This window comes from Bradyrhizobium sp. CCGB20 (assembly GCF_024199855.1).
Lineage (GTDB): Bacteria > Pseudomonadota > Alphaproteobacteria > Rhizobiales > Xanthobacteraceae > Bradyrhizobium.
This window is the reverse complement of the sequence record NZ_JANADN010000001.1, coordinates 1,533,535-1,557,332: the sequence shown is the minus strand read 5'-3', so window position 1 is coordinate 1,557,332 and position 23,798 is coordinate 1,533,535. Positions and strand designations below refer to the sequence as shown.

Sequence of the window (23,798 nt, the reverse complement as noted above, 5' to 3'; positions counted from 1 at the left end):
TATTGGTATCACCAAGAACGCGATGGGCATCTCCGATGTTTATCCATCTTATGACCCATTCAGTTCGGCTTATGGCTGTGGAGGCGGCTTCCAGATTGTTGAGGAACGCTGCGGCGCCCCATCGGTGGATGAAAGATCGCCCGAACCTGAGGCCACGCAGCGCCGTCCATCCCATTCGCCCCTTAGTACGGATCTCAAGAGATAGCCGGGTCTCCAGCGCCAGCGTAGCTCCACATGTTGCGCAGATAGTAGCGGGCAATCGGAGGAGAACTTCGCAGTATAAGCTATGTGCCGCCGAAGTTCCGCCAATGGCCGCGAGAGTGCGCGGCATTTCATCGCATTAAACTAGCAGGCGCTCCCCGGCACGAGATCTGAGGTGCGGCAACTTCGGGCGAAGCGCCCACCGACGCCTTCGAAAAATGTCTCCCGCCAGGAATGCCGCTTCCAAAAAATATCCTCCACCTGTGAATCTTGATGAAAGCGGTCTGGTTCGCGAATCGGCAAAACGAGCGGCGTGCCTCAAGAGTCCATTCGGGATGCATTCTATTTCAAGCTAGCCTGCCCATCGAGGCGCCTTGTTCCCGTTCACGGCGAGCCCACATTCAAGGCAAAAGCAGCGTTTAGAATGCTTCAGCGTAGTCACCCGTTCAAGCAACCCAGACAATTGCCGCCCTATAGGGGCACTAGCAATAAAGTGCCAGATAAGGATCCGGACTCAGCCGCTCTGCGAAGATATGCTGATGCTGAGGCCGAACCTCCGCCTCGCGGACCAGCCGGAGGCGGCGCCAGAATGACCATGGCGCGGTTGCTTTTTGCTTACGCGAGCAAGACTATCCAAGCCGAAGATTATCGACGGACATTTTGCCAGAACGTCCGGCTATCATCTCGTAGCTGATCTTTGTACCCTCTGCCAGCGCGGTGTGGCCGCCTTTTTAACGGCACGAATGTGCACAAAGACATCACGGCCGCCATCATCTGGCTTGATGAACCATAGCCCTTAGTCGGATTGAACCATTTCACAGTACCTAACGCCACCCACAGCAACTCCAATCTGAACCCACGCGATTTTAGCCAAAAGCTCCTACTGGCATCAAGGCCATCCGCAGCGTGGAACCGTGCGTATTGTAACATCGAGCGATGTCATGGGAGTCTGAGCGGCGTACAATGGCGATGCCACAACGTGATGATCTGCGTTGTAGCCCACACGCGCACGGGAAATCCACGGCATGCGGCCGTGAGAACGATTTCCACGTCACTTCTTATGAAGTCAGTTCGGTTGATGACGGTTTCAGCCGCATCGTATCCATCTAAGGCTTGTCCATCGCGCTGAACCGTTGCTCGATTGCGCGAGTTGCCGGAGATCGAGCAAGCCTGTTGTTGTTGCCAATGACCATCAATGTGCCCGTCGCGGTGTTGCGAAGATAGAACCCCCCGGGGCGAACTCCATAGCGCTTTGTTCGTCAAGAGCTCTCTTCGTGGCTTTGGTGAATTGCACGAGTGACCGAAGCGGCCGCGGCCATGTTACAATTGCGCTGAGCGCAGGCTATGGGCGACTGCGGCTCTGACTACAGAACGGGCGAGCGAGCGTTTAGGACAATTGAAGCGCCAACCAAATCGAGCTTGATCTCGTTGCCGCTCGTTTCCACAAGAAACGCCCCTTTCGCCCTTTAGTCAGACTCACCACGAACGATTCGTGCTTTTATCCGCCTTTCGTTGCTTCATATTGCGCCTTCTCTTTGCTTCTCGTCAGAGCCCCTCAGGTCTTTGCCTCCGCGCGAAGACGAGTTTTCGTGGAAACTGCCAAGGTAACACTGTCGTCTCAACTACCTGATTTAGTAGGCTCGCATTCACATACAGTCCTCACTTGGTGGGTAGATTTCAAGTACATATTGGCGACTTCGAGTCGGTCCGATGGAATCGCGTTGAATTGGGGCAGTGTGCATGGCTGTGCATGGGCGCGGAATGCGAGACGCGAAAGAACTTCGGCGTCTGGAACGAATCTATTTGGCGGAATCCGAGCGATCGACGAGAGATCTTGAACGAGACAAGTTACTAATGATTGCTCGCGATTGCGGATATGCGGCCGACAAAATCGAAAGACGTGCAGTGATCAACAGGACAATGATCATCTGTGCTCTTGCCGCGCTCGCGCTATTTGCCGTCTGGTACATTGCCTAGGCGATGGAAATCTCAGGCTGCCAATGCCGGCGAACAGGCCAAGAAGCGGATACCGGGAGCATGCGGAGGTTCTTGGGCGGAAGCGATTGTCGACGTCCGTCGCAGCTGGTAGCGCGAGCTCATAGCGACTGCCAATGCTTGCCTTTCCGCCCATCATGCACGGGACCGATCCTTAAGAGTATCGCTATGCGGCGTTCGAACTATTCTCCCTTCGTAGAACAGCTCAAGCGGCGGCCGACCAGCGGTTTGCCAATCCAGTCCCGAGCGATGATGTTAGACGGCCCCATGCAGTGGCTGCACGAGAGCCGCGGAAGGAACGTTCGCTCGGCCCTCGGTGATAGCCGTAACCTCCTGTCACCGTCAGTGCAGCGGCTGCGACCTGATTCGTGACCTCGGCGCCGTGCACCTTGAACTCCCTTAGCGGGATCAGGATTTGCCTTTTCGGCTTGAGGGCGTTCCAAGTTTTCGTTTCATGGGAGATCTGCCGTCCGCGATGAAGAAGACAATGTCGGCTTGGTCCTACGGCGGGCGCGCGTGTCTGAACCGCATAGAGGTCGGCTTGACCGGAGCTCGTTGTGAATGATTTCTTGCCATCGAGAAGATATTCGCCGCCATCACGCGACGCCTTTGACAGATTATACCACCAGTGTCCGCCGGTCGCGCGTTCGCTGGTCGAATATGTGCCCAACAACGCGCCGTTCTCCGCCTTCAGCCAGCGCTCCTTCTGGTCGTCGGTGCCATAGATTGATGGTCTGAGCCGCGCCGACATGCATGACGTAGGCTAGGCCTGTCGATGCTGACCGATACGATAGGCAGCTCAGCAAAATCGACATGGCCAAGCCCAAGGCCGCCCAAGCGGGTTTCGTTCAGTATGCCGGTCCACCCCGCATCCGCCAAGGCCGTTAGATTCTCTTTGGCGAAGCGGCTTTCGAGATCATTGCTATCGGCATGGACTCTCACGGTCGCATCGATGGCAGCATGCGGACTTGATCGACTTGTGCGCCAGCTTGGCTGTTCCCATTGTCAGTCCGGCCCTTTTTCTCGCGAATCCAAGCAGCGGGCGTGCATAGGCACTGTTTTTCCGACGTGCAGTGCGCCGCCGAGGTAAAACGCCTTGATCTCGTCAGCGTTGCGCGAGGCGAGTGTTGCGCCAGGGTTCCTCAAGGGCGACCGCGCAATCGGAACAGCGTAGCGCCACGTCGAATTTTGTTCAGCTACCAGGATCGAGGGCACAGCTCCTTGTTTAGCTCGAGTGCTCGGAAGAGGAGCTCAACGACAAGCGGGCGAGGCCATCGACGGCCTGTCGAGCAGCAACAGCCGCCGCCGCGGGTGTGCGGCCTATCACGTCAACTGCTGCTCGCCGTCCAAGTCAGCCCGGAGTGCCACAGCGTGACTGGTCCCTCCTGCACAGGCTCAAGGACTCGCCTCTATTGGCTCGCAAGCCGACTGAAGACCTCGTTGAATGCAATCCGATTAGAAGCAGGCTCAGGCGAGCACCTTTGCCATTTGCAGCAGATCGCCGAAGACAGCTGGGCCGATAGCCATATTCAGATCGTCACTCTTCCGTGACCACGATCCTATGGTGTTCTTGCCGGAACATGGCTTCGACGCCAGCGACTCATGACACGGCTCAGCGAGCCTAAAGGCAGACGCCAGGGCGGTCGCAAAGGCAAGGACATTGGGCTGAATTCGCTAAGGCATGTACGAGTCGGCAAGCAGTGCGAGCACGGGTAGACCGGAGATTAGAACTGTCTTCTCGATGAATGTACGTCTTGCGCTTTTATCGTCATCATATGCAACGCTTGCGCTTTCGGGTAAAACGTCTCGCTTTGGCCTTCCGGTCAAGCGCAGCGCCTGTAGCAGATAGATCTGGCCGCCGAAGACCTTTCGCATCTCGCATTCCACGCTCATGCGCAGCTATGCGTTTGCGTTGTCCCAACAACGAGCGCGGCTCACGCTGGGGCCAATTTGAAGTCGCCGTTATGAGATGCGCAAAAGCGATAGGCGAAGTGCGGATTGCATGTGAATGCCAGCCCACCGGATTAGGTAGTTGAGGCGACAGTGTTACCCTATCATTCTCCGCCGAATCAGTCTCTCGCGCGCGAAGGAGAGGCCATGAGGGTCGGCGATGAGAACAAAAGAGAGTACAAAAAGGGGGCAATCGGGCCAAGGAAAGCACGAATTTTTCGTGGTGAATCTGACCAAAAAAAAGCTGAAGGGCCATGTTTTGTGGAGAAGCAGCGGCAACGAGATCAAACTAGACGTCAATGGTCTTGAGCCTGGCAAGGGCTCGCTGCGAAAACAGTTTTATCCCTCCAGCGGCAGCCGGAACTATTGGCGCTGGTCGCACGGGGACGGGGAGTACCAGCTGAACTGTGACGATGGCTACACCTATGCCATTGTCACCATCAGCGATCACGGAATCCGGGTACTTGCCACCGATACGAGCCCCGATACGTGGAAATGGTAACGCAACTTCGACTCTGAAGGCTTTCCGCGTCCGCTTCCATTTCAGGACGCGCCGGACGCAAGTGCGCCATGAACGTTCCGGAGAGGAAAGGAGCAGACATTATCGGACAAGCGTACGCGGTGCGCGAGGCCGACCACCTGAGCGAATAGTCGTTGAACCGATAGAAGTCGCCCATCAGCTTGTAAGTTTCCTCGGTTCAGAGCCCGCGCAGGGCGGTGATAACTTTCTCCGATCAGCGCTATCGCTCGTCATGATCCAGCCAGGGCTTGCCGATCGCATAGAATTCGCCCCGGAACCAGCCTGAGACGATGTTGACCGCAACGCGCGCGTTGGTGAGCTGGTCGATCGTCGCCATCTGCTTTGCGGCCAGCGCCGGATTCCAAGGCCCGGAAGGAGAGCGGCAACAACTTTGAGCTTTTCGGTCGCGGCAAGGAGCGGGTGGGAGAAGCTGACGGGCTCGCGCTTCGTGTCGGCGCCATAACCTGCGGTGAATCTGATCTGGTTCTAGGCATAGTCGAAACTACCCTTCTCGGCGATCCGGGCAAGCTTGCGATTGTAATCAATATCCCAGCTAGTGCGCTGCGGGATCGACGAAATCATGAGGCCGGCCCAGAAGGCGAACTTGACCGGATTGTTGTCGCAGTCATCCTGTTTGTCCCTCAAGAACTGGGCTTTGCGTGAAGAAGAGCGACGGTCCGAGGCAGGCAGCATCGTGCCGCCGCGTCCATCGAGACCGCGCGGCTCAGGCGTCATTCATGATCATCGGTTATGTTTTTGATTCAGAAGCGCTACAGTCGTCTCGGAACCGTCCCGGCGGACGCATTTCCGCCTCATTAGCCCATATACGCACAGCAGCATCAGCAAGCTGTCGGCTTGGTGAAATGAGTCACTTGGTCGACGATGTGGTTGCGCATCATGAGCGTCTCTGCTTGGCATCACCTCCTCAGCATCGTCTCAGAGAACGCTGGCATGCGGGAGTCGAAGACGAGCTATTTTCCTAAGAGCCTGACCGAAAAAGGTGAGCGGTTTTGGCGGGCCTGCGATTCCTTCGGATTTGCAAAGATTCCAGGAAGGACACCATGCCGTGGACCAAAGCCGCTCGTATCCAATATCAGCGCAGTGGACTGCGTTACGCAAGCGATCTGACCGATGCCGAGTGGACGCGGATCGCTCGGAAGATGCCGCCTCGATGCCGATTGGGCCGGCCGCGGGAGGTCGATCTGCGCGAGATCGTGCAGGCAATCTTTTATATTTTGTCGAGCGGCTGCCAATGGCGACCCTTGCCGAAGCAATTCCCGCCATATTCGACGGTGCAGGGCTATTTTTACGATTGGCGCGACAGCGGCAGGTGGCACCGGATCGTTCGAATCCTGGTGCGGCGGGCACGGAAGAAGCTCGGCCATAAGCCAACGCCAACGGCTGCCGTCATCGACAGCCACACTGCTTCGACAACGCAGGCCGGAGGGCCTCGCGGCACATCGATACCGATACCAATGGCCTTCTGCTCGCCTTTCCCAGGCTCCAACATGTCTTTGCCGATAGGGGCGGCAAGCAGTTGACTAACCCGCTGTCCCCCTGCGGGCCGAGGACAACTCGTCCAGCGACCACCTAGGGTCAAAGGCTTCCAGCTCTTGCCCAAGCGCTGGGTGGTCGAACGCACCTTTGCGTGGCTCGGCCGTTGCCGACGCTTGACCAGAGACTTTGAAGGCTCGGTCGCAACGGAGCTTGCCTGGCTTCACGTTGCCCATCTCAGGCTGCTGACAAGGCGCCTCGCCGCGCCCTGAAGGTTCCTCGAGCTTATTGAGTCAGGCTCTAAGGTGGAGATACTCAATTTTTTAATTCTCCATCCGACGCGATATTTATTGCGCGAATGAGATTATCGCCGGATGAATACTTACAACCTTGCCGCAAAGCGATCGTCAGTCAACGTCTCTCTTGTTCCTCGAAAGGACTTCCGCTGTTTTCTAACAGTGAGGCTCACGACTTTCTCGCTGAACTTTCCAACTAAAGCCCGCCTTCGTCACCCAGGGTACGGCAACACATCGTCACCAACAGCACCAGCGAAACCGCTCGATTAGCGCGCTCTCCGAGCAATTTTCATCGGAATGGGCCTAGTTTAGGCTTCGGCTATTGAATTGTCTTCGCCGTTGGACCGACGGGCAGCGGCTTCGCGTCCCTAACTGTGTCTCGCCGCCAAGTCTTGGGGTTCTCTCGAAACGCTATTCAGCGCGGGGCTTCGATCTCGCGCTTTGTCACATCAATTGAGAGGTCGACTTAAGTTTTGGGAGCACGATCGCAAATGCTTGAGCCGCGGAACGACAGTCTTTTGCTTCTCCCCAGAAGGCGCGCAATTCGCTTCGGTATCTCGTTATTTGAGGCGAACTCGAGCAGGCGCCGTCTTTCTTCCTTGCTCCATCGCCGAGACCCGTTCCTAAGCATGTTTCACTTTATCCGCCTATCCATTCCACGAATGTCTACGTTAACCGCGCAGGGTAGCTCTTAAGATAAAACTCTCTGGATCACAGCCATGTCGTACATTCTGACGGCCGAACCTTGTACTTTTGCGGGGCATCACCCTGTATCGTCACTCGCGTACAAGAACGCATTTTGAGCGACACGGTTGAAGTCGGCGCACTACATCTGCGCCTTCGTCGATGAACATAATGCTGAATGACTTGGTACCGTTGTTACGAACGTGATGAAGAGACGACCGTTTTTCTCAGCCGATGACGAACTCCATAGGAGACTCCATCGGAGGAGCGGCGACACCAGTGGGGCCACCGTCTAAAGCACGCCAGTCGGGACCGTGAAGGCGATTCATCTCGCGATGCGTACGTTTGATGAAGACGCGCTCGACGCAACAGCCGACACTGAATGAAACGACAAGCGCGAGGACGCAGGCGAGATAGCTATTTGCAAATTTCCAGGTGATTTGTGCGGCGACGACTGTCACGAAAGTTCCGACCATCGCAGCATTGCGAACGCTCTTCATTAATCTGATTCCCAGCTAATCAGTGTAAGTCCGTACCACATGGCGATAATTAGCGCAGATTGAACGCCATGCGCCGTCTTTCTACTCGGTAAAGCTGCTAAGCTGCGGATTGTCTGTTCTGCGGGTGGTGATCATCTGGTATGCCAAAACTTCTTTCTGGACCACACGCTCATTGGGTCATGCGGCGCACGCCGACTCCTAGTACGCCGGCCACTTTTTACGATCTTCCGTTCCTCTGAGCAAAAGAAGTGTGCAATAGGCAACATCGAGGCCAGGTACAGAATATCTTTTGGCGCCTTTGGATCTTGCGCCGCGGCACCTTGTTGCGGATTGTGTGCGTTCTCTCGCCGACGAGCTCGGCGTTCCGCAAGTTTCTGAAACTCTGACGGCTTCGGCCTGACGACGATACTGAAGCCTTGAAGATAGCGCGTCACAGATCGCCCTTGCGCCTTTCTTCCCGGACACGTCACGAGATCTGTGCCGACGAGTGGCGACCTTCAAATCGTAGAGAATGTCGGATTCGATCGGCGAGGACTTCCAGAGCGCCTCCTCGATGTCGCATAGCAAGCTGAGCAGCATTACGGTCTCTTCGTCGATGTGCGTCAGCAGCAAGAGAGAGAGAGAGAGAGAGAGAGAGAGAGAGAGAGAGAGAGAGAGAGAGAGAGAGAGAGAGACGGCCGCAGCTCGACCAGGACCCGGTGCCCGAGTTGCCCAACAACGATGCCGCCGCGAGGCCGGTCTGCTCGCAGCCGACGACTGCCACATCGAAATCAGTCTGCGCCAGAGTGTCTTTCCTGAGTTTTCTCTAGCTTGTGACGGTCCGAGGCGTAGGAACACTCCATTGTCTTTATGAAGCATATCCGCGGTGTTGGTGCGACATGCGTTTCAAAGGCCTCGATCCGACTCTTCTCGGCGCGCTCGACGCGCTGATGACCAAGCGCAGCCTCACAGCGGCGGCGCGCAGCATCCGTTAAGCCAGCCGGCCATGAGAGCGTCCGTCACCACACTGCGTACCTATTTCCGCGACGAGCTCTTTACGATGCTGGGCCGCGAACTGGTTCCGACGCTGCTTGCCGAAGCGCTCCCGCCCTGGCCCCCGAAGCGCTGCTCCGCATCCAGCTCTCTATTGCGGCGAGTGACACATTCGACCCGGGCAAATCGGACCGCCGCTTCCGGATCGTGCTGTCTGATTTTACGCGTTGGCGTTCTTCGGGAAGGTGATCGCGCGTGTTGCTCGCGAGGCCCCCGGCATCACGTTCGAGCTGATTTCGTTTGACGACCAACCGAGCGAGCCGCTACGGCGCGGCGAGGTGGATTTCCTGATCTTTTCGGAAACGTACATGTCAAACGCACACCCCCAAGGCAATGCTGTTTGACGAGATGCTGGTGTGCGTGAGCTGTTGCACGAACAAACAGCGTTCACGCAAGCCCACCTTCGAGCGGTACATATCGATGGAACACGTTGTTGCGCAGTTCGGACGAACGGGTAAGCCTTCGATCAAAGGCATGGCTCCTGCTCGAGCATGTTACAAGCGGCGTATCGAGTTTGCAGTGCCGAGCTTCAGATTCATCCCGCCCCTGCTGCTGGGGACCGAGCGGCGCGATCGCGACGATGCACTCACGGCTAGCGCAACATTTCGCAGCGATGATGCGGCCGCGGATCGTTGATCTTCCAATTCCGCTGCCCGCCTTTGCAGTGGCTGTGCAATGGCCGGCTCATTCGCAACAATGATCCGGAGTGCATCTGGATGCGGGAGATCATTTTACAGGAGGCGTCCCGCATGGCTTGAATTCACAGGACCTCGCACGCACGGTAAAACTTTGCTTGAATGCGGAGCGTTTTGGCACCCGCTCTTCGCCAGTCATCTATCCGAGAGTGTTATCCCAAATATATGGGCCTTCGGCGCTCGACCTTGATTTGCGAGATCAAGCAACAGGAGCGATTTTCGCAATCGGCTTGAGGCCGAAATCTTACTCAAATGAAGGTACGCCTCCTCTATCGTGCGGCCATCGATCTGCCGAGCTGAACCCTCTAATGCGTCCTCAGCATTTCGCCGACGCAATCACCAATTCAGTGCGCTTCAATTTGACGCCTCCAGTGCGTCCTCCCGCCCGCGACGGGCGATGAGCGCGTAGGCGACCGGCACAACGAACAGGGTGAAGCGCGTTCCGACCGAGAGGCCGGTGGCAATCACAAGCCCATATTGTAGCGGTATAGCGCGCCGGCACCCCCCGCCGTGACTAGCGGCAGCACGCCCAGGACGATGGCCGTTGTGGTCATGAGAATGGGCCGCTACCTGATCGTCGCCGCCTCGATGATGGCCTTCGTGCAGCTCCTCCCCTCGACGCGCAGTTCGTTCGCGACCTCCACCATGAGAATCCCGTGTTCTCTGACGAGACCACTGAGGTTGCGAGCCCGACCTGGCCGTAGATATTGAGGCTGGCGCCGCCGATACCGAAGCCGATGAACATCAGTGCGCAGGCGAGCGACATCGGCACCGATATGAGGATGACGATTGGGTCGAGGCTGTTGAACAGCGCGGGAAGCGAAAGGTAGATGATGATCAAGGCGAACAGGAACATAGTGATGAAGCCGCCCGACTCCTGTTCGGGTTTGGCGGGAGGCGCCTGCGAAATCAGTCGAGTAGCCCGCCGGAAGGGAGTTGGCGAGCGCCTTCAAGGTCGCCAGCGCATCGCCCATCACAACGCCGGAAATGGTCGCGGCGTTGATCCGCTGAAAATGGTTGAGCGCCTGCGGAGCGGCTATAGTGTCGAGGTGGGCTACCGTCCAGCGGTACCATCGCGTTGTTGCTGGTGCGATCTGGTAGCTGAGCTTCACCTGTGGTTGCGGAGCAGTGCAGCGGTCCGGCGGCGCTCGCCGCCCCTGCTCCCTCGGCGCGCACGTCGCGATTGCGGGCGCATCAGATGATCCGTGCCCAACTCTCCGGAACCTTAAGTTTTCTTGTGACGACGCGCAGGATAGCTAATATTTCAAGCAACTTCTCTTGCGACACGCGAGCGACAGCGCGCCGGTGACAGCCTCGGCGGCGCTTTGGGACCACATCAATGGCGCAGCGTCTGTGACATCGACTTGGATCCAACTGAACGAGCTGCATCTGAACTCGCGGGACAGGTGCCTGCGATGTCACGGCTTGCAATTGACGTGCCGTTAGAGGTGCGCCGGAAGAAGTCTCGAAGGGCGGCATAACGAATATGCCTCGTGCCGCGCTGAATTTACCAGCGTCGGCTTGCTGCGAACGTGTCGCGAAGCCGACGTCGAAAGGGAAACACGGCAGTGATTCAGGCGAGGGGTTGGCTCAGTTTCTGCATAGCTGCAGGCGACCTGTAGTAAGTGCCCTAAAAAGAACTCTTGTTCGGTAGTGGGGCGAACGAGGCGGAAGTCTCATATGATGCGCAAGGTCTCCATTGCTACAGTTCTAGCGCTCGCCTCATTCCATGCTATTGAATGACGAATTGATGATGGAAGCCAGACAAATTTTCAAACCGATTCCCTTTGCTATCCCTACGATTAAGGACAATCCTGTCACCATTGAGAAAGCCGAGCTCGGGAAGATGCTGTTTTTCGACCCACGCCTTTCGGCAAGTGGGATCATTAGCTGCAATACGTGCCACAACCTTGGCACCGGCGGCGTCGACGCCGGTCCAACGTCCATTGGTCATGCCTGGCAAAAGGGGGCGCGTCGGACGCCAACCGTCTACAATTCAGTGTTTAATGTCGCGCAGTTCTGGGACGGACGCGCGCCGGATCTCAAGGCCCAAGCCAAGGGACCCGTTCAGGCGAGCGTCGAAATGAATGCGACTCCGGATCGCGTGACAAGCACGTTGAACTCGATGGAAGATTATGTCGGAAAGTTCAGGCAGGCATTCCCAAATGATACACCACCGGTCACCTTCGACAATTTCGCGAAAGCGATTGAAGCGTTTGAAGCCACTCTCACTACGCCGGGGGCTCCGTTCGATCAGTACCTGAATGGCGATGCCAACGCTCTGGATGATCAGCAAAAGGCGGGATTGACGCTGTTCATAAACAAAGGATGCGCCTCCTGTCATAACGGACTCAATGTTGGCGGACAAGATTACTTCCCGTTTGGTGTGGTCGAAAAGCCTGATAGCAAACTGCTTCCTGCTGTCGACAAGGGACGATTCGCAGTCACCAAGACTGCCAGCGACGAATACGTGTTCCGCGTCGCCCCCTTGCGCAACGTTGCCTTGCGGGCTCCCTACTTCCATTCAGGTCCGGTTTGGACTCTCAAGGAAGCCGTAAGAATCATGAGTGAGGTCCAGCTCGGCACAAAGCTCAGCGAGGAGGAGAACGGCGATATTGTTGCGTTTCTCAAATCACTGAGCGGGCGTCTACCCAAGATCGAATATCCGATACTGCCAACGCGCACAAAGGAGACGCCACCACCCTCCTTAGACAGATAGCGTCATCTCGCATAAACGGGGTCACGCACAATCAAATCAATTATGGATGATGAGGCCGATCCTCTATGCACTGCGGACCGCCGCTTTTGCTTGTTGCAGCAGCCGCGCGTCCGAGTGCTGTCTGGGCCATCGACGTGATTGTCTCTAGGCATTGCGACCGGCCTGTCGCGGCAGGCAGAGGCGCTGCACAAGGTGAGAACAGCCTACAACCTAGGCATGAGTGGCATCAGTAACGGAGGTCAGATGTCGACGGTCATAAGAAATCTTCTCGACCGAAAGCAAAAGCTCCTCGAGCAACTTGCTTCGGCCATAGACATCGAGCAACGTGAGAAGATCGAGCATCAGCTCGAGCAAATAAGCACTGCACTTGACTTTCTCGATCGACCTAAGAATCCGCGCGAGTGAGATCGCGAGACCAAGCTCGGCGCGATCTAATGTGGAGCTTCTGCCCTTACAGCAAAGGCTGACTTTAGAACCTCTCCGTCTAATCTCATCGCAATCGACTCGTCCAAACGATGATCTGTTGTCCACCCTCGCTGACATAGCGTTCGACTGAAGTGGACCGCTATGGCGGTTCCAGATTTGTCTTGCAGCGACGACAAAAAGCTTAATGATAGGCCTGATTGCGGTCGTATTCAGGGTGGCTAGGCTCCACGTACCCGACATTGCCCCGTCCGGGTCCACAAGGCGAAATCAGTGGTTGCGCTAGCTACTGCGCGATCGTCGCAAGTCCGGCTTCGATAACTGCGATTTCTTGGCATATTTGCGCAATGGCTTGTCTCGGATCGACACCGGTGACGTTCTTTAGTCGCGTCAGCAGCTCCCGCCGATGCGCAAGAAGGCGCTCCAGTGCGCCACGATCATTTAGCCTGACATAGCCGTTGACGATCAACTCAACTGAATGCGACATCGATCTCTCAAATTGATAATTGCCCGGATTTGGTAGATATATCGAATTACACAGCAGCGCGCTGTATCAGCGAGCAAGAACCTTGATCAGTAAGGCAACGAGCAAAGCTCCTTGCCGCCGTACAGCAACCGCGCCCATTCGGAGCGGTCGCGGAGATGCCAATGTTTCGCGTAACCGGCTCCTCTCAGTAAGGAGTCGTCGCTCCACCCGGCCCAACGGAGCGACCAATGGGTGAGGGGCAGCCAAATTGCAGGAAACGCGCCAGCCTATCACTCGAGACTTTTCTTTCGAAGGCACTGCCATACGACTCAATGAAACGACGCTGCCATCTGTCCTGGCATGCACGTTCCCACTCGAAGCCGGCAAGCTCCCGTGAAAATAGTTGCAATGTTCATGCCGGGCCGTCGTACGCAACGAGTATGATGAGCGCTCAAACAGACGCTTATTCGAATGCAAGATCGCCGCAGCTCTCACGCCAGCGAGCGCAGTCCGATGGTTGGGCGCGATTTTGTAGGGCTATCGTGGCGGGAGCGACATGAAGATCAGTTGTACGAAATGTGGAAGCGCCAGAGAGTTCCGCGCGTTCGGGGACGGCTTATTCGAACCGATCAGCGCGCCACCGCAGGATGCGATCGACGGGTCGTGCCGATCTTGGGGCCACATCGCTCGCTCAGTCCAGGCTTTTCTCGATGGAAATTTAAGGATCGTCTCGCGCTAACATGCTTATGGCCTCATTTCGTCCCTGAGGAAGGCTCGCGGCGTACGGTTTAAGTGACAGCATCGATAGCAATCGGAGCCCTGTGGCACTCCATGCCAGGAGCTAGGCCGCTCGCAACCAGCTAAACCATTTATGATCGGCCTCCCGCCGGATCCTCAAACGGTCGACGCATTTCTTCGAACAAAGAGCCGTTCGCCAGCAGTAGTAGCGGATCAGACCGAACCACTCCACCGCAGATCGCACAGCAACTTGCTGACCCGCGCTCCGCACTTTGGAAGCCATTGCGCATTCTCGCCTCCTGACGGCGTTTGGAGGATTGCCCCTCCCTCAGCATTTTCCTCGGCACAGCCTCGGGCCACACGCGAATCGGCCAGCGCCGAGTCCTACCCGTCCGGACGCCGGTCGCGTACGTTTCATGTGCACCGATTTGACGATGCAACATCTCCGTTGGAGGGCGTCGCCGAGGCTGCTGACTATACGCGCAATTCAATCTCGATTAGTGCAATCGGCAGCGAACCTGAGCCCAAATCCTGCGCTCATTCGCTAATTTTCGACGGATTTCGAACAAAACCGATCGAGATGATGTGTCAACACCGCCGTGGCGCGTCGTCTTCGCCGTCCATCCGGTTTCCATTTCGAGCAATTCTATCACTGAGGACCGGCTGGAACGTCGCCTTTGTGGCTTCCTTCCGAAGTGGGCGCTTTGGACTCCTCAGGAATGGGCGACACGGCGGATCAAGTTCGCCCGCCGGAAAACCGGGTAAGGACGGAAAGGCAATATTGCCGCGTCGAAATGTATCACTCAAAACTACTGTCCGACAAGACCGGCCGATTGGAAAGCATGACGCGGAGGACCTTCAGCCGTTCATAGCTGGTTAAAACAGTCGGCACGCACCATCAACGGGCGGAGAACAGCATCCCCCCATTGGCCGCCCATGTCACCATCTGGTTGATATTGTGACGCCGCATTCATGCTCAGTGAGCATCGCGCGCCGCGGTTGGGCCGTTTTGCGGCGCAAAGTGGTCGAGCTCCGATGTCGTCAGTCGAGCCCGATCGCTGGTACTAGTCGCTCACTTGCGGCTTCAGGATGACGTTGTCAATGAGCCGCGTGGAGCCAACGTAAGCCGCGGCGCATAGAGCAGCTGGATGGGTTAAGGGATTCGATGCCGGCTCAAGCGTTTCGGCATCAACGAGTTCGAGGTACTGCAGCCGGTCGATTTCATCCAAATGCCGCCGGGCCATTGCGATAAGCTTCTCGCATTCGCGCTCGCCTGCGCGCAGTTCGGCCTCCGCCGCGAACAGACCGCGACTGATCGCAAGAGCCCGCTGGCGCTCTTCCGTAGTGAGATAGCGATTGCGGCTACTCATGGCGAGCCCGTCCGGCTCCCGAACCGTGGGCACTGTGACGATCTCGATGGGGAGATTGAGGTCAATTGCCATCCGACGCACGACCGCGAATTGCTGGAAATCCTTCTGTCCGAAGAATGCGATATCTGGCTGCACCATGTTGATCAGCTTGCAGACGACGGTTGCGACGCCGCGAAAGTGTCCAGGTCTGAACGCCCCGCACAATGATTTTGCGAGTTCGCCGGCTTCGACGCAGGTGTCATACTGAGCCGGATAGACCTCTTGTGCCTCTGGAGCGAAGACGATCGCAACACCGGCATCGCGACACAGCTTTTCATCGCGCAAAAAGTCGCGCGGATACGTGCTGAGGTCCTCGGTTGGCCCGAATTGAGTGGGGTTGACAAAGATACTTACGACCGTGACGTCGGATTGTGCACGACTCGCCTCGACCAATGCCAGGTGGCCGTCGTGCAGGTAGCCCATTGTCGGCACAAAGCCGACACGTTGGTCACGCGCTTTTGCAAGAGCGGCACGGAGTTCGGCGACCGTCGTAATTGTTTGCATGTTGAGCTTTATCTCAGTTTGGATTGGAAGGCGCCCAATTTGCGATTGCATCGCTCAAGGCTTGAGGAAGCCGATAAGATTCCTTTTGCGTCGGGAATGCACCATCGCGAACATCCGTCGCCCAACGTGACAGCGCCTCCTGAAACAGCCGAAAACCCTCGACATATGTGCGAACGAATTTCGGCCGATGGCTTTCGGTCAGGCCAAGCACGTCGTGGAACACAAGTACCTGGCCCGAACAACTAGGGCCAGCCCCGATTCCAATGGTCGGTATTGTCAGGGTCTCAGTCACTCGGGCGGCGAGCTCTGCCGGGATACCTTCCAGAACGAGAGCGAAACATCCGGCCTCCCGCAGACGGTGGGCGTCGTCGAGCAGACGCAAGGCATCATCAGGGCTCCGACCCTGCACCTTGAAACCACCCATAACATTGACGCTCTGCGGCGTCAGGCCGAGGTGGCCCATCACGGGGATCTCGCAATCGACCAAGGCGCGTACAATTTCGGCGCGCTTGGCTCCGCCCTCGAGTTTCACGGCGTCGGCCCCACGTTGCAAGAAACCTCCGGCGTTGCGGATCGTCTCCTCGGGATTGAGGTGAAAGCTAAGAAATGGCATGTCGGCTACAAGCAAGGCATGAGGTCTTGTGCGTGCGACGGCTTCGAGGTGGTGGTTCATCATCGCCATGCTGACCGGCAGCGTGCTATCGAACCCGAGGCAGACATTTCCAACGCTATCGCCGACAAGGATAATATCGACAATGGGGTCGGCGATTCGTGCCGTGATCGCGTCGTAAGCGGTGATCATTGCAATACGCCGCCCGTCGCCTTTCCACCCCTGCAGCACTGGAATTGTGACGCGTTCAATAGGCGGGGCAGAAATGTGGCTCATCTTAGCTCCGATCCGACAGCCGACCCGCACACAGAGAGTCGTGATTTCGTAGGGAAGACAGCAGAAAATTGCCGATGTCAGCGTGAAACAACAAACGTGCGCCTGAAAAGTCAAGAACAGATGCACCGAAGCATCCAATGATTGCGCGATCATCGAATGAAGAGTTCCGGTCACTATGGCAAGTGACTGGCTGCTTGTTAGGGCAGGCCTCGCCTGGAAGAGAGGAAACGTAGTTTCTTCCTCACCCGCCGGCGGGATTTGGCCAAGTTTAGCTCGAAGCCGCGGCATCTTGCTTTCATAAATAGGAATGCCCGGGCGAGGTCGCCCCTCTGGCCTTCGTGCGCGGCGCAGGAGTTAAGACGATGGATTCAATGCTCAGGAAGTGCAAGGGCCAGTGTAGAGGCGATTTACAGGAACATTCGCCGCCACGGCACACCCCTCAGGTGGCCTTTCATATGATGCACGATGGCAGGCATTTCTGACATCCCCTGAGAGAGAGCTAATCGTACCGCCAAACCGCTCCGCAGGACTGCTGCTTACGACGTGATCCCGACGATAAAGTGATCAACCTCAAGTTTACGACGATGGTTGCTTTGGGCAGTGCATTGCAGGTGTCAGCACCTACGAGGACGACGCGCCTGTGCTCGAGGCGCTCAATACTATCTGCCGGATGTTCCCCGCGACCTGCGTCGACAGGTCTTCCGCATGCAAGATTCTGCGCAGTATCCGTGGTTGCCGCAACCTGTGATTCGATCGCAACAGCTCGATGCGAATTGCGAGATCCTGCCAATACTGCTGCCGATTTCCGAGTCGCGAGCTCGGAGAGATGCTCGCGACCTCGCAGTTTGAGGTCTATCACAAATCGTCGACAGTGAGATCTGAGGGGCCCCCGTGACGAAAGCGAAAGGGGTTTGTTTTGCGTCCTTTGTCCCTCGGGGGTCGTGGGCTCTGCGCGTTTCGCCGCTGATTGACCGATCGCGGACAGCCCAAACAAACGATTACAAGATTTGCATGTCTCGTCATCTCTCTGCCGACTCGCGCCGCAAACGGCCAGCTGGCGCATAAATTGCGCTGTCTTTGGTGTAGTTGCGCAAAATTTGATATCACAAGATCGACGTGACTGTTTCGGCAGGCGCCCAGGACATTGGATCCTGCCTGGCTCGCTTGGAAAACCGACGGACGCTATCGGGCAGATAGACGCCGGCAGGGCACAACCCAAGGCGCTTGATAGTTTGGCAACTGACACCATTTATTCGCCGCGAGCGGGGGTGTGCGGGATGGGACCCGGTGCGTGGCAATGGCAGCACTGTCTCAGATCTTTGCTGAGCCTACTGCACGCTGATCTTCAGGTGAGCAAGACTATCCGCGCTACTCCTTGGATCGTTAAGAAGGTGTGCTCCTCACTCTATGCACGCAAGGCGTCCCTTCCCGACAGCGCATCGGCGGCATCCCAGATGCCGGCATAGATTTCATCAAGGTCTGCCGCTGTCGCACAATACGGCGGCATCACGTAAATAGTATTGCCGAGCGGCCGCAGCAGAAGATTGCGCTCTCTGAAGAAAGCGTGAAGCTTCGGACCAATATGTGCCAGGTAGCCCGCATCGTTCGCGTTCAGATCGAGTGCCGTAATCGTGCCAGTTCGACGAACGTTTGCGAAGCGCGCATCGGCCCGGAACGGCTCAATTGCCTGTTCTTGCATCGCGGCAATCGCCGCCATGCGTTGGCGAGTTTCGGCACCTTGCCAGAGATCCAGATTGGCCCTTGCAGCCGCACAGGCCACCGGATTTGCGGTATATGAACTTGAATGAAAGAACGTGCGCGTCCGATCTTTCGAATAGTGGGCATCGAAAATATCCGCGCGACAGAGCGTTACCGCAAGGGGAAGCGCTCCGCCCGTAATTCCCTTGGAATAGCAGACGATATCGGGTGTGACGTTGGCCTGCTCGCACGCGAAGAGTGTTCCCGTTCGGCCCCAGCCTGTCATGACCTCGTCGGCAATGAACAGGACGTCCGATGCCTCGCAAATCCGCTTCATCTCTGTGAGCACCCAGGCTGGATACATCAGCATTCCGCCGGCCCCCGCTATGAGGGGCTCCACGATGAAGGCTGCCGGCATTTCGCTCCGACATACAGAATCGAGGGCGTCAAGCGTGTCCTGCTCTCGACCCGTTGCGGGGAAAGGGACCGAGGTGACGTCGAATAGCAAGGGCTCATACGCCGCGTTGAATGCGCCTCTCGCACCAACCGACATTCCGCCTACCGTGTCGCCATGATAGGAATGTTGCATGACGACAATGCGTATGCGCTGCTTGCCGATATTATGCCAATAGCCGAGCGCCATTTTAAGCGCGACTTCCACGCTGGCTGAACCGCTGTCGGAAAAGAAGACATGTTCGAGCCCGCGGGGCGCACATTTCAGAAGCTGCGCCGCGACCTCCTCCGCAGGATAATGAGTATGCCCGGCAAAGATGATTTGGTTGAGCTTGCCTGCCTGCTCCTGGATCGCGCGCACGATATGAGGGTGACAATGACCATGCGTCACCACCCACCAGGATGATATCGCATCGATGATACGGCGACCATCCGCGGTGTGGAGATAGGCCCCCTCGCCCCGAACAACCCTCGTCATTTCGTCTTGAAGAGCGTGTTGCGTGAAGGGATGCCAGATCGGAGATTTATTCTTTGGCATACAATTTGAAGCTATCTGCACGAAAAGAGGTCTTGAACGTTGTCTGCAGCGTATCCGCGGTGAGGGGAGAGAGCCATGGCAATCGTCCGAGCCAACGTACCCGCCCCATCTCGCGAATGACGGTCTGAGTCTCGGCATTTCTTTCGCCAATGAAGGCCATGCCGAGAATAGGAATCTCACGCTTTCGAAGAGCCTCTATCGACAGCAGTGAATGATTGATAGTGCCAAGCGCTGTGCTCGCGCAAAGCACGATTGGAAGCCGCCAGCGCTCGAATACGTCAATGTAGAGTGTGTCGCCGCTCAGCGGCACCATAAGCCCGCCGGCGCCCTCGATCACCAATGGCTGCCGACCGGTATCTGGCACATCGAGCGAAGCTGCTTCAATGCGAACTCCATCAAGCTCGGCAGAATAGTGAGGCGAGGCTGGCGTGCGAAGGCGATAGCACTCCGGCACGATCCGACCGGGTGAGAGACGGCCAAGACGAGCGACGGTCTCGGCATCAGTCTCTCCATCGAGGCCGGCCTGAATCGGCTTCCAATATTTCGCGCCAAGGAGGCTAGACAGCCCCGCGGCAAACACCGTCTTTCCGATCCCGGTATCTGTGCCCGTCACTACGATCCCTGCACTCATCGAAGTGCGCCTTCCTCGACCAAGGCGTCGAGCATTGCGCATACGTGATCTTCGACGACATTGAGAGTTAGCGAGATCCGCAAGCGGGCCGTGCCCGCCGGCACCGTTGGGGGACGGATTCCGCGAATGTCGAAGCCGCGAGCCTGAAGTGCAGAGGCGAGCCGCATCGCACGCACATTGTCGCCGACCATGAATGGCACGATCTGCGAATCTGAGGGACTCTTGCAACCACGCTCTGTCATCTGCCGATGCGCGAACGCGACCAGCTTGGCCAGACGTTGCTGAAGCTCAGGTTCCTGCTGCAGGATCAGAATCGCCTGCCGCACTGCGATCGCTAGCAACGGCGAGGGTGCGGTGGTGAAGATGAACGGACGGCAACGATTGACCATGAAGTCTCGCAGCATCTTGGACGCGGTGACAAGCGCGCCCGCGGCACCCAGCGCTTTGCCGCAGGTATGAACAACCAGGAGGTTCTCTCGCCCCTCGTAAGGAGCGGTGAGCCCCCGGCCCTGCTCACCGTAGACACCCGTGGCATGCGCCTCATCCACCATCAGGAATGCATCATGCCGGTCGGCGATCGCAACCAGCTCTTTGAGCGGCGCAAAATCTCCGTCCATGCTATAGAGACTTTCGGCCACGATCCAGATGCGGCCAACTCCGCCATCTGCCCGCCAGTCACGAATCGTACCTTCAATCGCCTCTGGATCATTATGCGCGCTCATCCGGAAGTCAGCGCGGCCGGCTCGCGCGCCTTCATGGATGCTCGCGTGCACCAGATCATCGAGAACGAGCAGATCGCCTTTCTGCGGCACCGTCGTCAGGATCGCAAAATTTGCGACGTAGCCGCCGCCAAAGAAGAGTGCTGTCTCGGCGCCAAAGAACCTGGCAGCTTCAGCTTCCAGGCTTTCGTGCTCCTCACAATTGCCGCGCAGGAGCCGCGACCCGCCGGCCCCGATCGGCGTGCCGGCCTCGATCGCGGCCAAGACAGCCTTCTTCATGCGCGGCGCGCTCGCGAGCGCCAGATAGTCGTTCGATGTGAAATCGACTCCAGCACGCGGCTTGAGGCCGCGCAGTCGGTGATCTTGTTTGAGGACATTCAAAGCTGCGGCATATCCGGCATATTGTGCTGGGTGGATCGAGTTCATTCTGCACCTTGAGGGCATTGAAATTGCGCAATATTCCGACATGCGTGAAGAAAGACAGCTTCCGGCCGGCGTCTTGACTATCAAACCGGCACAATGCGATTTTCGCGATCGACTAGTACAATACGGGGCCTGAACGTTTTGGCTTCCGCCTCATCAAGTAAGACGTAGGCAAGGATGCTAATTGTCTCCGGGTAACGCGAATCGCGCGGCCGCACCATTCAAGTCTACGGTCCCCGAGCCGCAGGGCGCCTCGGTCGCAAACGTGGCGAAGTGCGCGCCGGTTTCGGCATTGTGACTTTTGACGCGTTCGTTCGCCAGGAACCCTGCCGCGTCCAGTAGCGCGCGATCGATTGAAATCGAGCCTTCATAGTGCAGATCGGCTTCAGTCACTGATGCGCAGTGGATTTTGCCTTTCAGCAAGGAAATTTGCATTTTTTTAACCTAATCCTCATATCTGCAAAGCGTGCTTGCTGCCGATTTGGTCCAGCCAAGGGCGGATGTGATGTCGAGCCTGGACAGCGACTTGGCGTCCCGCTCGGTTTCGGATTCTTGGTCGTGAGCAGCACGTCCCCGATGAAAATCGAGTTCGCACCGGCTAAAAAACTCAACGCATGCCATTCATCGGTGATGTCACGTCGTCCCGCGGACAAGCGAATCACGCTCTTCGGCATCATGATCCGGGCGGTCGCGATCAGACGCACCAGCGCGATCGGATCGGGAGCCTCGGCACTGCCAATGACAGGAACCCGCTTGACCTCGTTCCACAGATTGATCAGCAGGCCTTCCGGAGGCTTTGGGAGATTGGCGAGCAGGACGAGCAGCTCGAGCCGATCCTCAGCACGCTTGCCCATGCCGACAATGCCGCCGCAGCAGATCTTGATGCCTGCCTGGCGCACGTGCTCGAGCGTGTCAATTTGATCCTGCAGCGTGCGAGTGGTGATGAACCTGCCATAGAAATCAGGTGAAGTGTCAATGTTGTGGTTGTAGAAGTCGAGCCCCGCATCGGACAGCAGCACCGCCTGTTTCGGCGTCAGCATGCCGCGCGTGACGCAGGTTTCCAAGTCAAGATTCTTGACGGCACGGACCATCTCGCAGACTCGATCGAGGTTACGGTCTTTCGGACTGCGCCAGGCCGCGGCCATGCAGAAGCGGGTCGCGCCTGCTTCCTTGGCCCGCGGTGCGGTGGCGACCACTTCAGGGCGATCCATCAGGCGGGTCGCTTTCACCCACGCTCTCGTAGTGCGCGCTCTGCGCGATAGCCGCAGTCTTCCGGGCAGCCCCCCGGTCTTGATGCTGAGCAGGCTAGCCGTTTCGACGTGGTTGGGATCGAAGTTATCTCGGTGAACGCGTTGCGCGCGAAACATCGCCTCGGCAAACGGCAAACCATAGAACGCTTCGGCTTCGATACGTTTCCATTTCCCGCGAACCTGCGCTGACTCGCAGCCTTCGTTTCGGTCAACTCCAGTACAAACCTTCATAAGCCTCTAGTCCGCAATCATAGATAATTGCGCGAATTATCTATCGTCATTAAGATCGGATCGATGCTAATCGATGTGCTCTGGGGGCGCACTCACTATTCCGGTAGATAATCTACGATGAGCGAGAACAGGACGACTGCTGGGCGCATCGCTAAGTCGATTGGCGAGCGCATTATCAACGGCGCGCTGCAGCCGGACTGTCCACTCCGGCAGGAACACGTCGCGCGGGAATTCAACTCAAGTCATGTCCCGGTGCGCGAAGCTTTTCGACAATTGGAGGCTCAGCATCTTGTCGTGAGTGCGCCGCGCCGCGGCGTGCGGGTTGCTCCGCTCGACACGAATTCGGTGAAGGAGATCGCTGAGATGCGCGCCGCGCTCGAGGTAGTCGCGCTGCGCAATGCAGCCCCAAAGCTCTCATCCATCCACCTCGCACGCATCGAACTCGCCCTGATTGAAGGAGACAAGGCACAAACCATTGAGGATTTCGAGATGGCCAACCGGGCCTTTCACTATGCCCTGGTTGCCCCCTGTGCGATGCCGCGCCTGCTTGCCAGCCTCGACGAACTACAGCTTGCAAATTCTAGGCTGGTGTTCGCGAAGGCGCGAAGTGCCGGCTGGCGCCCACGGACCAGCCAAGATCACCGCCTGATTTTGCAGGCCCTGCGGGCGCGCAACCTTGATCAAGCCTGTCACCTGCTCGCGCGTCACATTCAGACCATTGAGCGTCTGGCCCTCCCGACATCCTGATCGGAAGGCGTTTCTGACGGGGTGAGTTACGGTGTGCGGGGTACAACGAGCCGCGAACAATGGATCATAAACCCGCGAGGCAGAAGAGTTGCGTTGCGGAGAGCGCGATCCCAAGCTAGCTATGCACCCATCTCTGGAAACACTTATAGAGACATCCATGATCCGCCACATCGTTTTGTTTACCGCCAACGATAAGGGACACATTGACGAGATCATCGAAGGCCTATTGGTTCTCACGAAGATCCCGCATGCGCGCCGGCTCGAGGTCGCTTGCAACCGCAAGAGCGACCAGCTTGGCAACGACATCGACGTCGTTGTATATGGTGAGTTCGAGACCGAGGCGCAACTTGCAGCTTACAAAGCGCATGATCTTTACCAAGAATCAATCAAGCGGGTACGTCCACTACGCGAGTTGCGGTTCGCAGCAGACTACGACATATCGACGGATGTGCGATTCCTCACCCGCCGCGCGGGCGTCTATTGGCGAAGGCCAAGTTGGTCGTAGGTCTCACGAGCTTGCGTGCGTTTGAAGGTCGCTCACGTTTGGCAGTCAGCAATCGCAGCGCGCGAACGCCGCTCGCTGGTGACAGATAGCC

The 23,798-nt window shown here is 57.3% G+C and carries 14 protein-coding genes and 6 pseudogenes; 7 read left to right on the top strand and 13 right to left on the bottom strand.

What is annotated here, in order from left to right; genetic code table 11:
* Positions 1-830 precede the first annotated feature (830 nt).
* Positions 831-1,035: pseudogene (locus NLM15_RS43900) on the bottom strand (cold-shock protein).
* Positions 1,036-2,401: 1,366 nt separating this feature from the next.
* Positions 2,402-2,947: a hypothetical protein gene (locus NLM15_RS07220; protein WP_254116317.1), complete on the bottom strand. Its 546-nt coding sequence runs from the start codon at positions 2,945-2,947 to the stop codon at positions 2,402-2,404.
* 1,359 nt (positions 2,948-4,306) lie between these two features.
* Here NLM15_RS07220 and NLM15_RS07215 point away from each other — a divergent pair.
* Positions 4,307-4,648 carry a hypothetical protein gene (locus NLM15_RS07215; RefSeq protein WP_254116316.1) on the top strand — a complete coding sequence of 114 codons (342 nt, stop codon included), beginning with the start codon at positions 4,307-4,309 and terminating at the stop codon, positions 4,646-4,648.
* A 136-nt stretch (positions 4,649-4,784) separates the two neighbouring features.
* Here the strand turns inward: NLM15_RS07215 and NLM15_RS07210 are convergent.
* Positions 4,785-5,248, bottom strand: a pseudogene (locus tag NLM15_RS07210) (LLM class flavin-dependent oxidoreductase); the annotation flags it as partial.
* A gap of 479 nt (positions 5,249-5,727) precedes the next feature.
* Between NLM15_RS07210 and NLM15_RS07205 the strand changes: the two are divergent.
* Positions 5,728-6,432, top strand: a pseudogene (locus NLM15_RS07205) (transposase).
* A gap of 935 nt (positions 6,433-7,367) precedes the next feature.
* On the opposite strand, the gene NLM15_RS07195 reads toward NLM15_RS07205, so the two are convergent.
* Positions 7,368-7,640, bottom strand: coding sequence for a hypothetical protein (locus NLM15_RS07195; RefSeq protein ID WP_254116314.1), 273 nt, complete (start codon positions 7,638-7,640; stop codon positions 7,368-7,370).
* Between the two features lie 878 nt (positions 7,641-8,518).
* Here NLM15_RS07195 and NLM15_RS07190 point away from each other — a divergent pair.
* Positions 8,519-9,430 (top strand): annotated as a pseudogene (locus tag NLM15_RS07190) (LysR family transcriptional regulator).
* Between the two features lie 291 nt (positions 9,431-9,721).
* Here NLM15_RS07190 and NLM15_RS07185 read toward each other — a convergent pair.
* A pseudogene (locus tag NLM15_RS07185) lies at positions 9,722-10,459 on the bottom strand (efflux RND transporter permease subunit); the annotation flags it as partial.
* 637 nt (positions 10,460-11,096) lie between these two features.
* Here NLM15_RS07185 and NLM15_RS07180 point away from each other — a divergent pair.
* The gene (locus NLM15_RS07180; RefSeq protein WP_254116313.1) at positions 11,097-12,086 is read left to right on the top strand and encodes a cytochrome-c peroxidase; all 990 of its coding nucleotides are present in this window, start codon (positions 11,097-11,099) and stop codon (positions 12,084-12,086) included.
* A 243-nt stretch (positions 12,087-12,329) separates the two neighbouring features.
* Complete coding sequence (locus NLM15_RS07175) at positions 12,330-12,491, top strand: hypothetical protein (protein WP_254116312.1); 162 nt, start codon at positions 12,330-12,332, stop codon at positions 12,489-12,491.
* 304 nt (positions 12,492-12,795) lie between these two features.
* On the opposite strand, the gene NLM15_RS07170 is transcribed toward NLM15_RS07175, so the two are convergent.
* The 8 genes and pseudogenes from NLM15_RS07170 to bioB all read right to left on the bottom strand — a co-directional run bounded on the left by NLM15_RS07170 (position 12,796) and on the right by bioB (position 22,455).
* Positions 12,796-12,996, bottom strand: coding sequence for a hypothetical protein (locus tag NLM15_RS07170; RefSeq protein ID WP_254116311.1), 201 nt, complete (start codon positions 12,994-12,996; stop codon positions 12,796-12,798).
* A 1,781-nt stretch (positions 12,997-14,777) separates the two neighbouring features.
* Positions 14,778-15,626, bottom strand: a complete 849-nt coding sequence (gene panC / locus NLM15_RS07165; protein WP_254116310.1) for a pantoate--beta-alanine ligase — start codon at positions 15,624-15,626, stop codon at positions 14,778-14,780.
* A gap of 13 nt (positions 15,627-15,639) precedes the next feature.
* Entirely contained in the window at positions 15,640-16,512 is an 873-nt protein-coding gene (panB, locus tag NLM15_RS07160; RefSeq protein ID WP_254124164.1) for a 3-methyl-2-oxobutanoate hydroxymethyltransferase, read from the bottom strand.
* A gap of 1,405 nt (positions 16,513-17,917) precedes the next feature.
* Positions 17,918-19,201, bottom strand: coding sequence for an adenosylmethionine--8-amino-7-oxononanoate transaminase (locus tag NLM15_RS07155; RefSeq protein WP_254116309.1), 1,284 nt, complete (start codon positions 19,199-19,201; stop codon positions 17,918-17,920).
* Positions 19,188-19,832, bottom strand: a complete 645-nt coding sequence (gene bioD / locus NLM15_RS07150) for a dethiobiotin synthase (RefSeq protein ID WP_254116308.1) — start codon at positions 19,830-19,832, stop codon at positions 19,188-19,190. The genes NLM15_RS07155 and bioD overlap by 14 nt, the downstream gene beginning before the upstream one ends.
* Positions 19,829-20,977, bottom strand: coding sequence for an 8-amino-7-oxononanoate synthase (locus tag NLM15_RS07145; protein WP_254116307.1), 1,149 nt, complete (start codon positions 20,975-20,977; stop codon positions 19,829-19,831). Before NLM15_RS07145 ends, bioD begins: the two co-directional genes overlap by 4 nt.
* 80 nt (positions 20,978-21,057) lie before the next feature.
* Positions 21,058-21,409: pseudogene (gene panD / locus NLM15_RS07140) on the bottom strand (aspartate 1-decarboxylase).
* Positions 21,391-22,455 (bottom strand): biotin synthase BioB, encoded by a 1,065-nt coding sequence (bioB, locus tag NLM15_RS07135; RefSeq protein WP_254116306.1) that lies wholly within the window; start codon positions 22,453-22,455, stop codon positions 21,391-21,393. The pseudogene panD and the gene bioB overlap by 19 nt, the downstream one beginning before the upstream one ends.
* A gap of 117 nt (positions 22,456-22,572) precedes the next feature.
* Here bioB and NLM15_RS07130 point away from each other — a divergent pair, with 117 nt between their 5' ends.
* Entirely contained in the window at positions 22,573-23,202 is a 630-nt protein-coding gene (locus tag NLM15_RS07130) for a GntR family transcriptional regulator (protein WP_254116305.1), read from the top strand.
* A gap of 157 nt (positions 23,203-23,359) precedes the next feature.
* Positions 23,360-23,707 (top strand): Dabb family protein, encoded by a 348-nt coding sequence (locus NLM15_RS07125; RefSeq protein ID WP_254116304.1) that lies wholly within the window; start codon positions 23,360-23,362, stop codon positions 23,705-23,707.
* Positions 23,708-23,798 lie beyond the last annotated feature (91 nt).

Excerpts from the sequence above, each read along its gene's own strand:
- NLM15_RS07220 (WP_254116317.1), bottom strand. The coding sequence starts at position 2,947 with ATGTCGGCGCGGCTCAGACCATCAATCTATGGCACCGACGACCAGAAG.
- NLM15_RS07175 (WP_254116312.1), top strand. The coding sequence starts at position 12,330 with ATGTCGACGGTCATAAGAAATCTTCTCGACCGAAAGCAAAAGCTCCTC.
- NLM15_RS07155 (WP_254116309.1), bottom strand. The coding sequence starts at position 19,201 with ATGCCAAAGAATAAATCTCCGATCTGGCATCCCTTCACGCAACACGCT.
- bioB (WP_254116306.1), bottom strand. The coding sequence starts at position 22,455 with ATGAAGGTTTGTACTGGAGTTGACCGAAACGAAGGCTGCGAGTCAGCG.
- NLM15_RS07170 (WP_254116311.1), bottom strand. The coding sequence starts at position 12,996 with ATGTCGCATTCAGTTGAGTTGATCGTCAACGGCTATGTCAGGCTAAAT.
- NLM15_RS07215 (WP_254116316.1), top strand. The coding sequence starts at position 4,307 with ATGAGAACAAAAGAGAGTACAAAAAGGGGGCAATCGGGCCAAGGAAAG.
- panB (WP_254124164.1), bottom strand. The coding sequence starts at position 16,512 with ATGAGCCACATTTCTGCCCCGCCTATTGAACGCGTCACAATTCCAGTG.
- NLM15_RS07125 (WP_254116304.1), top strand. The coding sequence starts at position 23,360 with ATGATCCGCCACATCGTTTTGTTTACCGCCAACGATAAGGGACACATT.
- bioD (WP_254116308.1), bottom strand. The coding sequence starts at position 19,832 with ATGAGTGCAGGGATCGTAGTGACGGGCACAGATACCGGGATCGGAAAG.
- NLM15_RS07195 (WP_254116314.1), bottom strand. The coding sequence starts at position 7,640 with ATGAAGAGCGTTCGCAATGCTGCGATGGTCGGAACTTTCGTGACAGTC.
- NLM15_RS07145 (WP_254116307.1), bottom strand. The coding sequence starts at position 20,977 with ATGAACTCGATCCACCCAGCACAATATGCCGGATATGCCGCAGCTTTG.
- panC (WP_254116310.1), bottom strand. The coding sequence starts at position 15,626 with ATGCAAACAATTACGACGGTCGCCGAACTCCGTGCCGCTCTTGCAAAA.
- NLM15_RS07130 (WP_254116305.1), top strand. The coding sequence starts at position 22,573 with ATGAGCGAGAACAGGACGACTGCTGGGCGCATCGCTAAGTCGATTGGC.
- NLM15_RS07180 (WP_254116313.1), top strand. The coding sequence starts at position 11,097 with ATGCTATTGAATGACGAATTGATGATGGAAGCCAGACAAATTTTCAAA.